Origin of the sequence: Kribbella sp. NPDC006257 (assembly GCF_040613535.1) — a bacterium.
Classification (GTDB): Bacteria; Actinomycetota; Actinomycetes; order Propionibacteriales; family Kribbellaceae; genus Kribbella.
The window spans coordinates 207,229-221,888 of the sequence record NZ_JBEXSJ010000012.1 but is presented as its reverse complement, the minus strand read 5'-3'; the positions used below and the strand labels follow the sequence as shown (position 1 = coordinate 221,888).

The 14,660-nt window shown below is 65.8% G+C and carries 15 protein-coding genes; 10 read left to right on the top strand and 5 right to left on the bottom strand.

Annotated features, from left to right (window positions below; genetic code table 11):
• Nucleotides 1-112 precede the first annotated feature (112 nt).
• Complete coding sequence (locus ABZ004_RS17555) at nucleotides 113-1,312, bottom strand: hypothetical protein (RefSeq protein WP_355680904.1); 1,200 nt, start codon at nucleotides 1,310-1,312, stop codon at nucleotides 113-115.
• A 178-nt stretch (nucleotides 1,313-1,490) separates the two neighbouring features.
• On the opposite strand from ABZ004_RS17555, the gene ABZ004_RS17550 reads away from it, so the two are divergent.
• The 7 genes from ABZ004_RS17550 (at nucleotide 1,491) to ABZ004_RS17520 (ending at nucleotide 8,767) form a co-directional block, all read left to right on the top strand.
• Complete coding sequence (locus ABZ004_RS17550; protein WP_355680903.1) at nucleotides 1,491-2,420, top strand: nucleotidyltransferase domain-containing protein; 930 nt, start codon at nucleotides 1,491-1,493, stop codon at nucleotides 2,418-2,420.
• On the top strand, nucleotides 2,399-2,623 hold the full coding sequence (locus ABZ004_RS17545; protein ID WP_355680902.1) for a hypothetical protein: 225 nt from the start codon (nucleotides 2,399-2,401) through the stop codon (nucleotides 2,621-2,623). Before ABZ004_RS17550 ends, ABZ004_RS17545 begins: the two co-directional genes overlap by 22 nt.
• A 1-nt stretch (nucleotide 2,624) precedes the next feature.
• On the top strand, nucleotides 2,625-3,371 hold the full coding sequence (locus ABZ004_RS17540) for a nucleotidyltransferase domain-containing protein (protein ID WP_355680901.1): 747 nt from the start codon (nucleotides 2,625-2,627) through the stop codon (nucleotides 3,369-3,371).
• 112 nt (nucleotides 3,372-3,483) lie between these two features.
• On the top strand, nucleotides 3,484-5,604 hold the full coding sequence (locus tag ABZ004_RS17535) for an alpha-galactosidase (protein WP_355680900.1): 2,121 nt from the start codon (nucleotides 3,484-3,486) through the stop codon (nucleotides 5,602-5,604).
• 13 nt (nucleotides 5,605-5,617) lie between these two features.
• Nucleotides 5,618-6,520 carry a sugar ABC transporter permease gene (locus ABZ004_RS17530; RefSeq protein WP_355680899.1) on the top strand — a complete coding sequence of 301 codons (903 nt, stop codon included), beginning with the start codon at nucleotides 5,618-5,620 and terminating at the stop codon, nucleotides 6,518-6,520.
• Nucleotides 6,517-7,404: a carbohydrate ABC transporter permease gene (locus tag ABZ004_RS17525; RefSeq protein ID WP_355680898.1), complete on the top strand. Its 888-nt coding sequence runs from the start codon at nucleotides 6,517-6,519 to the stop codon at nucleotides 7,402-7,404. The genes ABZ004_RS17530 and ABZ004_RS17525 overlap by 4 nt, the downstream gene beginning before the upstream one ends.
• Before the next feature lie 7 nt (nucleotides 7,405-7,411).
• Nucleotides 7,412-8,767: an extracellular solute-binding protein gene (locus ABZ004_RS17520; RefSeq protein WP_355680897.1), complete on the top strand. Its 1,356-nt coding sequence runs from the start codon at nucleotides 7,412-7,414 to the stop codon at nucleotides 8,765-8,767.
• On the opposite strand, the gene ABZ004_RS17515 is transcribed toward ABZ004_RS17520, so the two are convergent.
• The 3 genes from ABZ004_RS17515 to ABZ004_RS17505 are packed head-to-tail and all read right to left on the bottom strand — an operon-like array spanning nucleotide 8,764 to nucleotide 11,158.
• A complete protein-coding gene (locus ABZ004_RS17515) occupies nucleotides 8,764-9,543 on the bottom strand; it encodes an ABC-2 family transporter protein (protein ID WP_355680896.1) in 780 nt (259 codons plus the stop codon). The two genes, ABZ004_RS17520 and ABZ004_RS17515, sit on opposite strands and share 4 nt — an antisense overlap.
• Nucleotides 9,540-10,328, bottom strand: a complete 789-nt coding sequence (locus tag ABZ004_RS17510) for an ABC-2 family transporter protein (RefSeq protein WP_355680895.1) — start codon at nucleotides 10,326-10,328, stop codon at nucleotides 9,540-9,542. Before ABZ004_RS17510 ends, ABZ004_RS17515 begins: the two co-directional genes overlap by 4 nt.
• Nucleotides 10,325-11,158, bottom strand: coding sequence for an ATP-binding cassette domain-containing protein (locus tag ABZ004_RS17505; protein ID WP_355680894.1), 834 nt, complete (start codon nucleotides 11,156-11,158; stop codon nucleotides 10,325-10,327). Before ABZ004_RS17505 ends, ABZ004_RS17510 begins: the two co-directional genes overlap by 4 nt.
• 302 nt (nucleotides 11,159-11,460) lie before the next feature.
• Between ABZ004_RS17505 and ABZ004_RS17500 the strand changes: the two genes are divergently transcribed.
• Genes ABZ004_RS17500 through ABZ004_RS17490 form a run of 3 tightly spaced genes read left to right on the top strand, consistent with a single transcriptional unit; the run spans nucleotide 11,461 to nucleotide 13,782 of the window.
• Nucleotides 11,461-11,967, top strand: coding sequence for a DUF1707 domain-containing protein (locus tag ABZ004_RS17500; protein WP_355680893.1), 507 nt, complete (start codon nucleotides 11,461-11,463; stop codon nucleotides 11,965-11,967).
• Nucleotides 11,964-12,374, top strand: coding sequence for a hypothetical protein (locus tag ABZ004_RS17495; protein WP_355680892.1), 411 nt, complete (start codon nucleotides 11,964-11,966; stop codon nucleotides 12,372-12,374). Before ABZ004_RS17500 ends, ABZ004_RS17495 begins: the two co-directional genes overlap by 4 nt.
• On the top strand, nucleotides 12,367-13,782 hold the full coding sequence (locus ABZ004_RS17490; protein WP_355680891.1) for a multicopper oxidase family protein: 1,416 nt from the start codon (nucleotides 12,367-12,369) through the stop codon (nucleotides 13,780-13,782). The genes ABZ004_RS17495 and ABZ004_RS17490 overlap by 8 nt, the downstream gene beginning before the upstream one ends.
• Before the next feature lie 3 nt (nucleotides 13,783-13,785).
• Here ABZ004_RS17490 and ABZ004_RS17485 read toward each other — a convergent pair whose 3' ends face one another.
• Complete coding sequence (locus tag ABZ004_RS17485) at nucleotides 13,786-14,628, bottom strand: helix-turn-helix transcriptional regulator (protein WP_355680890.1); 843 nt, start codon at nucleotides 14,626-14,628, stop codon at nucleotides 13,786-13,788.
• Nucleotides 14,629-14,660: the final 32 nt, after the last annotated feature.

The following is a 14,660-nucleotide window of genomic DNA, read 5'->3' as shown; positions in this document are numbered from 1 at the left end:
AATTAACCGCGAAAACCAGCGCCCGTTTTGATTATTAAATAAAAAAAAGTAGAGTTTTACTGTTGGTTGGTTTTTGTAAATTACCCCAACACCGAACACTTCCTCTTGGTTTTCAGTTCAAGGTCATCCGGGGTTCGCCGTTGACGAGGCCGGGGCCGGTGATGGTGCAGGTGCCGCCGCGGTTGAGGGTGTAGGACTGGCGGACGCAGGAGCGCAGCGCCAGTTGGGCCCAGTAGTTGGGGTGCAGGGATTCCTGGATGAAGTAGTTCGAGCCGATCGTGGTGACGGTGCGGATCTGGTTGATCCATTCGGTCTTGTCGACCGCGGTCGGCTGGGTCCAGGAGGAGAGGCCGACCTCTTCGTACAGGCCGACGGTCGACTCGCAGAGACGGCGGCCGTTGAAGGCGGACTGGAGTTCCAGGATGCGGGTGTTCGCGAGCCCGGATTGGGTGACCGCGGTCCGGACGGTGTTGTTGATCGTTGCCAGCGCGGTGCTGTTGGCCCAGTCGGCGTCGGCGCTCCAGAAACCGCAGCCGCCGGTGCTCTGCCGGCCGTAGCCGCTCTCGCCGTACCTGAAGGCGCTGCCGTTCGGGATCGGTGACGGGTAGGTCTGCACCTGCAACGTCCACGCGTTGTCGGCGTACCCGGCGTTGCGCATCGCCGTCCGCAGGTTCTGGAAGGATGTCGCGATCCGGCCCCGTACGGCGGTGACGTTGGCGCTGGTGAAGTTCGCGACCACCGACGAGTCGTCCTTGCAGTAGTCCTTGAACCAGGTCGGTGAGGTCAGGAAGTCGGTCACGCAGGACTGGACGATCGAGGCGAAGTTGAAGTCGTTGCCGCCGATCGAGGCGACCACCAGCTTCACGTTGTGGGTGGACGCGAACTGCTGCAGGAGTTTCGCCTGGCCGAGATGGCCGTTGCCGTCGTCGTAGAAGTCCAGGCCGGGCTTGAAGTCGTCGCCGTTCGAGGTCGCGGTGGCGGCGCCGGAGCAGGCCAGGTCCAGCCCGTTGACGCCACCGCCGATGTACGCCTCGGCGGAGCGGCTGCGGTGGCATCGGGCGATCGTTTCCGCCGTACCGGCGGCGTTGTCGTGGTAGGCGTGCGCGCCGAGTGCATCGGCCGGCGTCTCGGAGTTGTTCGAGCTGCCGGCCCAGCGGCCGGCTTCGCCCGAGATGTAGGAGTCGCCGACCGATACGACGTACGGCGTGCCGGTGCCGGGGCCGTCTGCGTGGGCGGTGGAGGTGCTGACCACCAGGGCGGTTGTGGTCAGCAGGAGTGCGCTGGCGATGGACAGACTGCGATGGATCTTCATCGATTGGCCTCATCTCACCGAAAAGGGGCGGGTGGTGGCCGATTCGGACCCCGTGACCGGTCACCTGGCTCGGGAATCTACCGCCGGGTAACGCCGGGGGATAGACCGAGAGTGCTGGCATGTTCGCGCCCTGTCACGATCATGCCAAGATGGTCCGCCGATAGGGGAGCATGGCCGCATGCCAGTCGAGGGTCCGCAGTTGCCGGTGGGCACACAGGTCGTACTACGGGTCGCGCGACCCGATGCCGACGGCGGCACCGCCCAGCGAGGCGCGACCGGGCGGGTCAGCGGGGTCACACCGGACGGGCGATACACGGTGCACCTCGTGGACGGACGGGACGCCACCGCCTTGCGCGACCAGCTCAGCCCGCGGACGGCGTACCAGGACGAAGCGATCGCTGTGGATCAGGTCGACGGGGACGAGCTGGTGCGGAACCACACGATCTATGCGGCGGTCGTCGGGTCACGGGCGTTCGGGCTCGACACCGATGCGTCGGACACCGATACGCGGGGCGTTTATGTCGCGCCGACGGAGGCGTTCTGGTCGCTCGCGAAGCCGCCGACGCATGTCGACGGGCCGGAGCCGGAGTGGTTCTCGTGGGAGGTCGAGCGGTTCTGCGAGCTGGCGCTGAAGGCGAACCCGAACCTGCTCGAAGTGCTGCATTCGCCTTTGGTGGTTGAGCAAACGCCGCTCGGCGAGGAGCTGGTCGGGCTTCGGGAAGCTTTCCTGTCACAGCTGGCTTACCAGACCTACTCGGGTTATGTGCTGAGCCAGTTCAAGAAACTGGAGACGGATTTCCGGCGCGACGGAGCGCCGAAATGGAAGCACGTCATGCACCTGATCAGGTTGTTGCTGGCGGCCCGCACTTTGCTTGCTGAAGGCAAGTTGATGGTCGATGTCGGACCTGATCGGGAGAGGCTGCTGGCGGTGAAGCGCGGGGAGTCTTCGTGGGCGGACGTCGAGCGGTGGCGGCTGTCACTGCACGAGGAGCTCGACCAGGCCCTCACCAAAACCGTTCTCCCCGCAACACCTGATGTCGGTAGGGTCGACGCTTGGCTCAAGTCAGTCCGAAAGAGGAGCGTGACGTGCGAGGCTCGACCGGAGTGAGCAAGCGATTGGCCTGGGCCGCTCTGGCGGTGTTCCTGCTGGCTTTTGTCGTGCTCGAAGTGATCAATCACGGTGTCGCTGCGGGAGTCGCTGCGCTCTTGTTCCTGATTGCGCCCGACCTGCCGATGGTCATCGGCGGCAAGGTGTCGCCGCGGGCGGTGCCTTACTACAACCTTGTGCACCGACCATGCCATGACGCGTGACATGAGAACCCTCGACTACACCGAGCTTCGCGGGATTGTCGAGGATCAGCCGTACAACCTCTTCTTCGCGACCGTCTCAGGTGCTCACCTTTACGGCTTCCCGTCGAAGGACTCCGATGTCGACCTTCGGGGTGTGCACGTCTTGCCGGTGGGCGAGGTTGTCGGTCTGCAGACCGGGCCGGAGACGCTTGACCGGACCTGGTTCCAGAACGAGGCCGAAGTTGATCTCGTCACGCACGATCTCGCCAAGTTTCTTCGGTTGATGCTGCGCCGCAACGGCTACGTCCTGGAGCAGGTGCTGTCGCCGCTAGTCGTGGTGACCAGCCCTGGGCACGAGGAATTGGTGACGCTTGCGGACGCCTGCATCACGAAGTGGCATGCGCATCACTACCGGGGGTTCGGGAAGACGCAGTGGGAGTTGTTCGGGAAGACCCGGGAGCTCAAGCCGTTGCTCTATACCTTCCGGGTGCTGTTGACCGGGATTCACCTGATGCGGACGGGCGAAGTGCAGGCTGATCTGCGCGAGCTGGTCGGTGGGCCGGCCTATCTGCCGGAGTTGATGGCGGCCAAGGCCGAGGTCGAGCACGGGCCGGTGGAGGGGCCGAGCGCCGAGGTGGTCGAGCGGGACGTCGTACGGCTGCAGGTTCTGCTGGATGAAGCGGAGGCGGCGTCGAGGCTGCCTGAGGTGCCTTCTGCGGCGCCGGCATTGAACGACCTGTTGGTGCGTACGCGGCTCGCTGCGCGCTGACACCGCGCACAGGGCTAAGGTAGTTACTTTACCTGGTGAAGCTATTGACATCCCTGGCGGCAGGGTAAATAGTTCCGTCCTGAAACCAATCAAAAGGCAGAGTGAATCAACAGTGTCGAACATCAAGGTGCTGCAGCTCCGCTCCGCGGGCGTGAGCCTCGTCCTGGACTGCTCCGGTCCGGGCCTGCCGTCCGTGCTGCACTGGGGCGCCGATCTGGGCGAGCTCACCGACGCCGCTCTGGCCGACTTCAGGCGGGGCGCCGGCGCGGTGCAGGTCGGCAACGGTCTCGACGAGAACCAGCCGGTCGCGCTGATCCCGGAGTACTCGTCCGGCTGGTTCGGGCTGCCCGGGCTGAACGGTCACCGCGACGGCCACGACTTCTCCGCGAAGTTCGAGCTCACCGAGGTCGCCCGGAGCGGCAACACCGTCCAGATCACCGCCGCCGACCCGCAGGCCGGGCTCAGCCTGGCGCTCGTGGTCGAGCTGACCGACTCCGGTCTGGTCCGGACCAAGGCCGAGCTGACGAACACGGGTGATTCGCCGTACACGGTGGACAGCCTGGCGCTCGCGCTGCCGGTGCCGACCGAGGCCACCGAGCTGATGGACATGACCGGCCGGCACATCGGCGAGCGGCACCCGCAGCGGAGTTCCTTCACCCAAGGCCTGCACGTCCGCGACAACCGCCGCGGCCGCACCGGCGCCGACGCGACCCTGCTGCTGTTCGCCGGCACGCCGGGCTTCGACTTCGGCACCGGCGAGATCTGGGCCGTGCACACCGCCTGGAGCGGCAACCATCGCTCGTACGCCGAACGCGGGATGAGCGGTTTCGCCGTCATCGGTGGTGGCGAACTCCTGCTCCCCGGCGAGGGCCGCCTCGGCACCGGCGGCACCTACAGCACTCCCTGGCTCTACGGCTCGTACGGCGTGGGCCTCGACCAACTGTCGACGCGCTTCCACGAGTACCTCCGCGCGCGGCCGAATCACCCGAAGACGGACCGGCCCGTCGTACTGAACACCTGGGAGGCGGTGTACTTCGACCTCGACCTGGACAAGCTGAAGGCGCTCGCGGACGCGGCGGCCGAGGTCGGGGCCGAGCGATTCGTGCTCGACGACGGCTGGTTCCGCGGCCGCCGTGACGACCGCGCCGGTCTGGGCGACTGGTACGTCGACGAGGGCATCTGGCCGAAGGGCCTGCATCCATTGGTGGATCACGTCACCGGCCTCGGCCTGCAGTTCGGTCTGTGGGTGGAGCCGGAGATGGTCAACCCCGACTCCGACCTGGCCCGCGAGCACCCGGAGTGGATCCTTGCCACTGGCAACCGTCTGCCACCGACCGCTCGTCATCAGCAAGGACTCAACCTGGGGATCCAGGAGGCCTACGACTACCTGCTCGAGCGGCTCGACAGCATCCTCAACGAGTACGACATCAGCTACCTGAAGTGGGACCACAACCGCGACTTCGTTGATGGCGGCAACCAGTTGACCGGTACCGCCGGCATCCACGAGCAGACGCTGGCGGTCTATCGGCTGCTCGACGAGCTCAAGCGGCGGCACCCGGGCCTGGAGATCGAGTCCTGTTCCTCCGGCGGCGCGCGCGTCGACCTCGCCGTACTGGAGCGGACCGACCGGGTCTGGGGGAGTGACAGCAACGACGCGCTGGAGCGGCAGAAGATCCAGCGGTACACGCAGTTGCTGCTGCCGCCGGAGCTGATCGGCTGCCACGTCGGCCCGCCGAAGGCACACACCACCGGTCGTACCCAGAGCCTGGCCTTCCGCGCCAGCACCGCGATTTTCGGTCATTTCGGCATCGAGTGGGACATCAGCACGGCGTCGCCCGAGGAGCGGGCCGAGCTGGCCGGCTGGGTCGCGCTGCACAAGGAGCTCCGGCCCTTGCTGCACACCGGCCGGGTGGTCCGCGCCGATCGTGGCTCGGACGACTTCCTGCTGCACGGTGTGGTCGCGCAGGACGGTTCGCGCGCGGTGTACTCCGCCGTACAGATGGCTCAGTCGATCACCTCCGACCTAGGCCGGGTCCGGCTGCCGGGCCTCACCAAGGATCGGGTCTATCGGGTACGCAAGTTGGCTACCCCTGGTGCAGCGCCGCGGCACAGTGCTCCCTGGTGGGCCGACGGCGTGGAGATGAACGGCGCGGCGCTCGCCGCGGCCGGCGTACAGGTCCCGGCGCAGTGGCCGGAGACAGCGGTTCTGCTGGAAGTTATCGCCATCGATTAGAAGGAGATCGCCCGTGGCCGTAGCGACGAGTCCCCCCAGGAAACGACGAAATCTCGGGGACCTGAAGGTCGCGATGATCTTCCTGGTTCCGGCCACGGTCGGTTTCGTGGTGTTCTACATCTGGCCGACACTCCGTGGTGCCTACCTGAGCTTCACGGAGTACAGCCTGCTGTCGGCGCCGAAATTCAACGGGCTCGACAACTACGAGCGGATGGTGCAGGACAGCTTCTTCTGGAACGCGCTCGGCGTCACCGTCGAGTACGTGGTGATCAACATCGGGCTGCAGACCGTGCTCGCGATCGGCATCGCGATGTTGATGTACCGGCTGACCAAGTCGATCACGGTGCGCGCGGTGGTGCTGCTTCCCTACCTGGTGGCGAACGTGGTCGTCGCGCTGGTCTGGTACTGGATGCTCGACTACCAGGTCGGCATCGTGAACCAGGCGCTGAGCTGGATCGGGATCGACCCGGTGGCGTTCTTCGGCGACTCGCACTGGGCGATCCCGACCGTTGCCTTGATCAACGTCTGGCGGCACATGGGCTACACGGCACTCCTGGTGTTCGCCGGTTTGCAGACCATTCCGTCCTATGTCTACGAAGCCGCTGAGGTGGACGGCTCGACCGAGATGAAGACGTTCTGGCGGATCACCCTGCCGCTGCTACGACCCGTGCTCGCGATGGTCCTGGTGGTCACCATGATCGGGTCGTTCCAGATCTTCGACACCGTCGCGGTGACGACGCAGGGCGGGCCGATCAACGCCACCCGCGTCATCTACTACTACATCTACGAGCGGGCCTTCACCCGGTTCGACTTCGGGTACGCGTCCGCGATGGCGCTGGTGCTGTTCGGCATTCTCGCCATCGTCTCGCTGGTGCAGCTGCGGCTGCTGCGGGCGAAGGAGAGTGACCTCGCATGAGGCGCTCTTCGGATCTGAACGTGGGCCGGATCGTGGCCTGGGCCTGCCTGATCGTGCTGATGCTGCTGACCTTGTTCCCCTTCTATTGGATGCTCCGTACGGCGTTCTCGGACAACACCGCGTTGCCCGGGCATCCCAGCTCGTTGCTCCCGGTCGAGAGCACCCTCGGTGCGTTCAAGCGCGTCCTCGGGCTGTCCTCGGTCGCCGAGGCGCAGGCCCAAGGTGGCTCCGGCGCCGCGGTGAACTTCTGGCTCTACCTGCGCAACTCGCTGATCGTCTCGACCGTCACCACGGTCTGCCAGGTGTTCTTCAGCGCGATGGCGGCCTACGCGTTCGCCAGGTTGCGCTGGCCCGGCCGGGACAAGGTGTTCGCGCTGTTCCTGGCCGCGCTGATGGTGCCGCCGATCTTCACCACGCTGCCGAACTTCGCGCTGATCAAGAGCCTCGGGCTGCTGAACAGCTTCGCCGGCATCATCTTGCCGACCGCGTTCATGACGCCGTTCGCGATCTTCTTCCTGCGCCAGTTCTTCCTCGGCATCAACCGCGAGCTGGAGGAGGCGGCGATGATCGACGGGGCCGGTCACCGGTTGATCTTCTTCAAGCTGGTCATCCCGATGAGCGCGGCGCCGATCACGACGCTCGCGATCCTCACCTACATCAACTCGTGGAACGACTACTTCTGGCCGTTGCTGGTCGGGCAGCAGGAGAATGTCCGGGTGCTCACCGTGGCGCTGGGCGTGTTCCGGTCGCAGACGCCGCAAGGCGGGCCGGACTGGGCCGGGCTGATGGCGGCTACGCTGGTTGCGGCGCTGCCGATGATCATCCTGTTCGTGGCGTTCGCCCGCCGGATCACGAACTCCATCGGCTTCTCCGGGATCAAGTGAGGCTGCGATGAATCTTTCGAGACGCACATTGCTGAAGGCCGGAATGGCCGGGTTGGCTGCTTCCGCGGTGGCTGGGTGCAACAACGGTGCCGCGGACCGGGGTGCCGGCGAGGTTATCTACTGGCTGTGGGATTCTGCGCAGCTGCCGATGTACACCGAATGCGCGAAGGTGTTCCAGCAGCAGAACCCGCAGTACCGGGTGAAGATCGAGCAGTACGGCTGGAACGACTACTGGAACAAGCTGGTCACCGGGTTCATCTCCGGTACGGCGCCGGACGTGTTCACCTCGCACTCGGCAAAGTACCCGCTGTTCGCGGACAAGGGCCAGGTGCTGCCGATCGACGATTACGTTGCCCGCGACAACGTTCCGCTGGACATCTACCAGAAGAGCCTGGCGGATCGCTGGATCGGTGCCGACGGCAAGCGTTACGGGCTGCCGAAGGACTGGGACACCGAGGTCTACTTCTACAACAGCGGGCTCACCGATGCGGCCGGGATCTCGGCCGAGCAGCTGAACTCGATGACCTGGAACCCGTCCGACGGTGGCACCTTCGAGCAGATCGTCGCCCGGCTGACGGTCGACTCCAAGGGCCGCCGCGGCGACCAGCCCGGCTTCGACAAGAACAACGTCAAGGTCTACGGCCTCGGCTACGGCGACGCCGGTGGCGCGGACGGTCAGACCAGCTGGAGCTGGTACGCCGCGTCGAACGGCTGGGTGTACTCCGAGGGACAACCGTGGGGGACCAAGTTCTTCTACGGCGACCCGAAGTTCACCGAGACGATCGGGTGGTGGCGCAGCCTGATCACCAAGGGGTACATGCCGACGTACGCGCAAGCCAAGTCCGGCGTCGACATCACCACGAGCTTCGGCGCGGGGAAGTACGGGCTGACGCCGAACGGATCCTGGATGCTCGGCACCTACGCCGGGCTGAAGGGCGTGAAAACCAAGCTGGCCCGGCTTACCCAGGGGCCGAACGGCAAGCGGCCGTCGATGATGAACGGACTGGCCGACACGATCTGGGCCGGTACTACGCGGCGCGACGCGTCCTGGGCCTGGGTCAAGTTCCTCGGATCCCAGACCGCGCAGGACATCGTCGCCAAAGCGGGCGTCGTGTTCCCCGCGGTCACCGCGTCGATGCCGGCCGCCAAGGCTGCCTTCGCCAAGGCCGGTTGGGATGTGACGCCGTTCCTCGAGCCGGTCGAGGCAGGGGATGTGTTCCCCTACCCTGCCAACCCGAACGCGGCCGATGTCTCCGCGGTGATGTCGCCGGCGATGGAATCGGTGATGTCCTTCGCCTCCGATCCGTCCTCCCTGATCAAGGCCAACAAGGATGTGAACAAGATCCTGGCGGCGAACGCCTAACTCGCGCTGCTGTAACGGCGGCTCGCCAGCTGCCAGTGCAGGATCGTCAGTACTGCGGCTGCCGCGATCAGCGCGAGGCCGGCTGCGAGAGCCGTAGTGGTGCCGGTCAGAACCTTGGCCGGCACCGCTGCGATCAGGCCCGCCGGGACGATCGTGGCCAGGACGTATTGCACGGATCTCGGGAAGTAGGCCAGCGGATAGCGGCCTGCATCGCGCAGGCGTAGCGCGACGTCGTTGATCGGCTCGGCGCTGTCGATCCAGAACGCGAGGTAGACGAGATTCGACCAGAGCAGACTGAAACCTGCGAAGCCGATCGCGGTCCAGAAGCCGGCTTTCAGAAGTAGTTCTGGACTTGGTTTCAGGTGTGCTGCGTGCGCGCCTGCTGCGGCCAGGGCGAGTCCGGTGACGGCGCGTCCCAGCTCGGCCGGTGCCATCCAGCGCAGGGTGACGAAGAGCTGGGCGTTCACCGGGCGGACCAGGATCAGGTCGAGCTCGCCCTTGCGGACATAGCCGTCGATGCGGCGCAGGTTCGGTACGACGAAGCAGTCCATCAGGCCGGTGCAAGCGCCGTAGATCCCGACCACGATCAGGGTCAGCGGACCGTTCCAGCCGGTCGTTGCCTTTGACGTCCCGGTGAGGACCAGGACCGGGACCAAGCCGAGGACGAGCTCACCGATGGACGCGAACGCATTGACGATGGTCTGGCTGCGGAACTGCAGGTCCCGGCGAATTGCTTGCCGGAAGCAACTCCACCACAGCCTCGCATGGCGCTTCACGCGCCGGCTCCCTGGTAGTTGCGGAGTCCGGCCCGCCAGATGATCACCGCGGCGCCGACGAATGTTACGAACCAGCCGAACTGGAGGGCGAAGCCGCTCCTGGATGGATGGCCCAGCAGCACCTCCAGCGGGAACGAGACCATGAAGCGGAACGGCTGCGCGTCGAGGTACTTCCGGATTCCGGCCGGCAGCAGGGCGAGCGGGATCACGGCGCCGGACAGGATCCCGAACAGCAGGTAACGCAGCCGGTCGATGGCCGAGACGTCCTCGAACCAGAACGCCAGCGAACCGACCACGATGTCGAGCGAATACGTCATCGCACCGGCCGCCAGGAGCGAGATGATGAAGGTCAGCCACTTCATCGGCGCTGTCGGCAGGTCGACCTGGCTGCGGAAGATGATGCCGAGGACGGCCACCAGCGGCACCAGCAGGCACAGCTTGACGATCTTCTCGCCGAGGTTGTTGGCGATGCCGTTGAGGTGGGTGGAGCACGGGCGGATCAGCCAGGAACTCAACCCACCAAGGCGGATGCTCTCGGCCAGGAAGCCGGAGGTCCAGCTGCTGGTGAGCATCGAGACGATGCTGACGAGGACCAGGTAGGTGGTCAGGAAAGTCTCGGTGACGGGTGGGGTCGCACCGTGACCGATGGCTCCGCGCCAGACCAGCAGGGAGATCGCCGGGGCGATGATGTTGCTGAGCTGGAGGAAGGCCAGCCACCAGCGGTAGTGCAGGATGATCGTGACTTCGCGGATCACCAGGATCCGTAGTACGCGGGCCCGTCTCATAGGTCCGCCGCCGCTTCGGTGAAGAGCTTCGACATCACCTGGTCGAGGTCGGTGCCGGGGTCCGCCCTTTCGCGGAGTGCCGGCAGGTCGCCGTCGAAGATGGTGCGGCCGTGGTTGATGACGGCGATGCGCTGGCAGAGGGCTTCGACGTCGTTCATGTCGTGGCTGGTCAGCACGATCGTCGTCCCGAGGTCGCGGTTCAGCTCGGCGAGGAAGGTCCGGACGGCGAGCTTGGCGACCACGTCCAGGCCGACGGTGGGTTCGTCGGCGAACAGCAGGTCCGGCCCGTGCAGAAGGGCGAGGATCAGTTCGCAGCGCATCCGCTGGCCGAGCGACAGTTTACGGACCGGGACATGCAGTATGTCGGTGACTTGGAGGCGCTCGGCCAGATCGGAGGCGGTGCTGTTGAAGCGTGGTTTTGGGATCGCGTACATCTCGCGGTGGATCAGCAGCGAGTCGTACGTCGAGACGTCCCACCAGAGCATCGACTTCTGGCCGAACACGACCGAGATCCTGGAGAGGAAGTCGTAGCCGCGCTTGGCCGGCTGGTGGCCGAGGACCTCGAGGTTGCCGCTGGTCGGGCGGAGCAGGCCGCAGAGCATCTTGATCGTGGTGGTCTTGCCGGCGCCGTTCGGACCGAGCAGGCCGATGATCTGGCCTTTCGGAACCGTCAGGTCGAGGGCGTCGACTGCTGTGCGTTCGCGGCGGTCGGGGCGAAAGAGGCCCTTGACGGCGCCGGCAAGGCCAGGTTGTTGCTCGGTGTAGCGGTAGGTCTTGGTGAGCGCCTCGGTGTGGATCGCAGGCGTGCTCGTGGTTCTGGATTCGGGCATGGAACGTGTCCAATCCGCGGCTCGATGCCGGCTGAGGAAGTCGCCTCTAGGGACCGGCTGAGCCTGCTGAAGACCGTTCGACCCTAGCTGGCCGGCACCGTGGGTTCATCTGGATTTCGGGGGTCGGACCCTGGGGGATCCCTGGTACGGCGTACGCCAGCGGGAGTACGCCGTACTGCGTCCGAGGGTGCAGGGTGCGTCGGATGGAGTAGGTGAGGTGTAGCCGCGGAGGCGACGCGGACGAGGGGGTCCGGACGACACGATCGGTGCAGTCGGAAATCAGCGAGCATCGAGGAGTTGTCATGAGTGGGAACGAAGGGCCGATCCGGATCGGTGATCAGGAACGAGAGGAGGCGGTCACGCAACTCGGCAAGCACTACGAAGCCGGTCGCCTGACCGCCGAGGAACACCAGGAGCGAGTCGGCGAGGCGCTGCAGGCGAAGACCGAGGCAGACCTGGCCGCGCTGTTCGGCGACCTGCCAGGCGGTGGGTACGCCGGCGCGCGGGGTACGGCGGGTGCGCCGGGCTCCTCGGATAAGCAGGGATGGGCCGGCCCGTGGGGTTGGGCTCGCCCACCATGGACGGCTCCGCAAGAGTCAACCAAAGGTGGTGCCGCCGGGCGGCCGCCGTACGGGCCGGGGTTCTTCGGGCGGGTGCCGTTGCCGTTGTTGATCGCGTTGGCGGTGGTGGGGGTGCTGGCTTCGATCGGGTGTGTGGTGGGTGGCGGGCATCCGCCGGTGCTGCCGCTGCTGTTGATCGTGGCGGGTGTCTTCATCGTGAAGCGGCGTAGGCAGGAGCGGCGGGCATGAGGGCGGCGTACCGGGTCGTCGCGATCCTGATCGCGATCGCGGTCGCGCTGCAGATCGCGTCGATCGCGCTGTCCGGGTTCACCATCGCGAAGGACGCCGACGACGGGGCGACGATCGGGTCGGACTACAGCAACTTCGGGCAGAGCTATCACAGCATCGCCGGAATGGTCATCGGGTTGCTGGCGCTGGTGTTGCTGATCCTGTCGTTCCTGGCCGACGTACCGCGTGGTCGGATGCTCGCCGGGATCATTGTCGGGCTCGTCGTACTGCAGTTCCTGCTCGCTGTGGTGTCGTTCGGCCTTCCTGCGTTGGGGGTTCTGCACGGACTCAACGGGCTGGCGATCGCCGCCATCGCAGGATCCGCGTCCAGCCGAGCCGCATCACCGACCCCTGCGCCCAGTGTCTAAGCGGCTGCTGATCGCTCTGGGGGTAGCCCTTGCGGTACTCGTACCGCTGGGCTACTTCTGGGCGACCAGCCTTGTCCCAGGCAACTATTCGGCGATGGACATGGGGTACGCCGACTACGGCGGCGGCCCCGCGTCCGGGCACATGCATCACGGCGGTCAGAGCGTTGCGGACCTGAAAGGTCCAACCGGTACGCCGTCAGTCGTGGTGACACTGGTCGCCCGGAAGCAGAAATTCTCCTTGCCCAGCGGCGAATCCGTCGACGTCTACACGGTGAACGGAACGTCTCCCGGACCGCTGATCCGTGCGCGAGTCGGCGAGCTGGTCGAGGTCACCTTAGTGAACGAGTCGGTGTCTTCCGGGGTGACCTTGCACTGGCACGGAATCGACGTTCCGAATGCCGAAGACGGTGTCGCCGGAGTCACGCAGGACGCAGTACCGGTTGGTGGTCGCCATGTCTATCGCTTCAAGGCCGCGCAGGCGGGCACGTATTGGTACCACTCGCATCAGACCTCCGACAAAGAGGTCAAAGGCGGCTTGTTCGGTCCCATCGTCATCGGTCCTTCGGTGCCTGGTGAAGTCATCGCCACGATCCACACCTACAACGGACGCCGAACCATCAACGGCCGCACAGGATCGCAATCGCTCAACCTCCCAGCCGGTACGCCGGTGCGCTTGCGCGTGATCAACACCGACAACGCCCTGATCCGAACAGGGCTCGTCGGTACGCCGTACAAGGTGCTCGCCGTCGACGGCAGAGACCTCCACGGCCCGACCCCGACAACTGCGGCCTTTCCCTTGGCAGCCGGCGCCCGCGTAGACCTGGAAGCAACCGTGCCGGCGACCGGCCTCCGTCTGGACGCCGGTACTGCCACTTTGGCAATCGGCGCGGCGCCTTCTGGGGTTCTCTCGTCAGAAACCGTTGATTTGCTGACCTATGGAACACCTTCGCCCCTTGGGCTGGACGTCACCCACCCCGACCGAACCTTCGACTACCGAATCGGCCGCCGGGTTGGCTTCCTGGACGGCAAGCCCGGCCTCTGGTGGACGATCAACGGCCACAAATACCCCGACGTCCCGATGTACATGGTCGCGGAGGGAGACGTAGTACGGATGAAGATCTCCAACACCAGCGGCCAGTCCCACCCCATGCACCTCCACGGCCACCACGCCGTGGTCCTCTCCCGCAACGGCACCGCATCCACCGGTACCCCGTGGTGGATCGACACGTTGGAGGTTGCCAACAACGAAACCTACGAAATTGCCTTCCTCGCCGACAACCCAGGCCTCTGGATGGACCATTGCCACAACCTCCCGCACGCCTCCCAAGGCCTGGTGACCCATCTCGCGTACGAAGGCGTCTCAACCCCTTACAAAATAGGAGGTCCCACGTCGAACAAGCCCGAATAGCGCCTATTGGCTAGTCAGGCTCCAGCTGCTCAGGAGGCGGAGGGATTCTGCTGTAGCGGAGCCGGGCTCGACGTTGTAGACGCACAGCATCTGGTCGGGGTCGTCGGGGAGGTGGAGTGCTTCGTAGGAGAAGTGGAGTTCGCCGACCTCTGGGTGGTGGTAGACCTTGCTGCCGTGGGTGCGCCGCAGTACGTGGTGTTCGTTCCACCAACCCGGAAACTCTGGCGACCGCAGAGTCAGCTCGCCGACGAGGTCCGACAGCCGGCGGTCGTTCGGGTAGCGGCCCGCGTCGAGCCGGAGCATGGCGACGGTTTCGGCTGCGATCCGCTCCCAATCGCCGACTCGCTGCCGGGCCTCCGGGTCCAGCAGGTAGTAGCGAGCCAGGTTGCGTTGCGGGACCGGTAGCGCCTCGAAGTCGGTGACTACGGCTCGCGCGAGACGGTTGGCTGCCAGTACGTCGGTACGCCGGCCGAGGACGAAGGCGGGAACCTGGTCCAGCGTCTGGAGCAGCAGGTGCAAGCCCGGGCGTACCCGTTGCGGGGAGACCGCCGTACGGCGTACTGGTTTCGGCCTGGCGAGCAGGTCGTTCAGGTGCTCGCGTTCGGCGAGGTCGAGGTGGAGCGCCTGGCAGAGCGCTTCGACCACCTCCGGCGACGGTGATCCGGCCCGGCCTTGCTCCAGCCGGGTGTAGTACTCCGTACTCACACCGGCCAGCCGGCTGACCTCGTCGCGGCGCAACCCGGGCACCCGGCGCGGACGGCCGTCCTCGAGAATCCCCGCCTGGTCAGGGGTGATCCGAGCGCGACGAGAGCGCAGGAAGTCGGAGAGGTCAGCACTGCGGTCCATATACCTAGTGTCGGTGATCGGATGGCCCGCTA

What these genes read in the sequence shown, in the direction of transcription:
- ABZ004_RS17555 (WP_355680904.1), bottom strand. Translation starts at nt 1,312, where the DNA reads ATGAAGATCCATCGCAGTCTGTCCATCGCCAGCGCACTCCTGCTGACC.
- ABZ004_RS17550 (WP_355680903.1), top strand. Translation starts at nt 1,491, where the DNA reads ATGCCAGTCGAGGGTCCGCAGTTGCCGGTGGGCACACAGGTCGTACTA.
- ABZ004_RS17540 (WP_355680901.1), top strand. Translation starts at nt 2,625, where the DNA reads ATGAGAACCCTCGACTACACCGAGCTTCGCGGGATTGTCGAGGATCAG.
- ABZ004_RS17525 (WP_355680898.1), top strand. Translation starts at nt 6,517, where the DNA reads ATGAGGCGCTCTTCGGATCTGAACGTGGGCCGGATCGTGGCCTGGGCC.
- ABZ004_RS17520 (WP_355680897.1), top strand. Translation starts at nt 7,412, where the DNA reads ATGAATCTTTCGAGACGCACATTGCTGAAGGCCGGAATGGCCGGGTTG.
- ABZ004_RS17510 (WP_355680895.1), bottom strand. Translation starts at nt 10,328, where the DNA reads ATGAGACGGGCCCGCGTACTACGGATCCTGGTGATCCGCGAAGTCACG.
- ABZ004_RS17505 (WP_355680894.1), bottom strand. Translation starts at nt 11,158, where the DNA reads ATGCCCGAATCCAGAACCACGAGCACGCCTGCGATCCACACCGAGGCG.
- ABZ004_RS17500 (WP_355680893.1), top strand. Translation starts at nt 11,461, where the DNA reads ATGAGTGGGAACGAAGGGCCGATCCGGATCGGTGATCAGGAACGAGAG.
- ABZ004_RS17495 (WP_355680892.1), top strand. Translation starts at nt 11,964, where the DNA reads ATGAGGGCGGCGTACCGGGTCGTCGCGATCCTGATCGCGATCGCGGTC.
- ABZ004_RS17485 (WP_355680890.1), bottom strand. Translation starts at nt 14,628, where the DNA reads ATGGACCGCAGTGCTGACCTCTCCGACTTCCTGCGCTCTCGTCGCGCT.